The 694-nt window shown below is 70.5% G+C and carries 1 protein-coding gene; it reads right to left on the bottom strand.

What is annotated here, in order from left to right; all coding sequences use genetic code 11:
• The coding region (locus tag K7854_RS37285) for a beta-ketoacyl reductase (protein WP_226030985.1) at positions 1 to 681 on the bottom strand (681 nt) is incomplete at its 3' end.
• Positions 682 to 694: the final 13 nt, after the last annotated feature.

The following is a 694-nucleotide window of genomic DNA, read 5'->3' as shown; positions in this document are numbered from 1 at the left end:
AGCCTCGGCGTTCGGATGATCGAAGACCAACGTCGCCGGCAGCCGCAGACCCGTCTCCGCACCCAACTGGTTACGGAACTCCACCGCCGACAACGAGTCGAAACCCAGATCGGAGAAAGAGCGATCCGCCTCGACGGCGTTCGCCGACGCATGGCCGAGGACCTGCGCGGTGATGGTGCGGACGAGTTCCAGCACGGACAGCCGGTCGGCGAGGCCGGAGGGCCCCGCGGCGGCCGTCCTGCGCCGGCGTCGGACCTGGACCAGGTCGCTGAACAGCGGCGGGAGGTCGCCCGCGCCCGCGGACATGGCCTGGAGGTCCAGGTCTGCCGCGACGACCGCCGGGTCGGGCAGCATCGCCGCGGTGTCGAGCAGGGCCAGGCCGCGCTCGGCCGACAGACCGTTCATGCCCGTGCGGTTCATGCGCTGGACGTGACCCTCACTCAGCGTTCCGGCCATGCCCGCCGTGTCCCACATGCCCCAGCCGAGGGACTGCGCCGGCAGCCCCAGACCCCGCCGATACACCGCCAACGCATCCAAGAACGCGTTCGCCGCCGCATAACTCCCCTGACCCGCACCACCGAAGGCGCCGGCAGCCGACGAGAACAACACGAACGCCGACAACCCACGATCACGCGTCAACTCGTGCAAATGCCACGCCGCACCCGCCTTCGGACCCCACACCCCCTCCAACCGG

This window comes from Streptomyces hyderabadensis (assembly GCF_020404845.1).
Lineage (GTDB): Bacteria > Actinomycetota > Actinomycetes > Streptomycetales > Streptomycetaceae > Streptomyces > Streptomyces hyderabadensis.
This window is presented reverse-complemented; position numbering and strand designations above follow the sequence as displayed.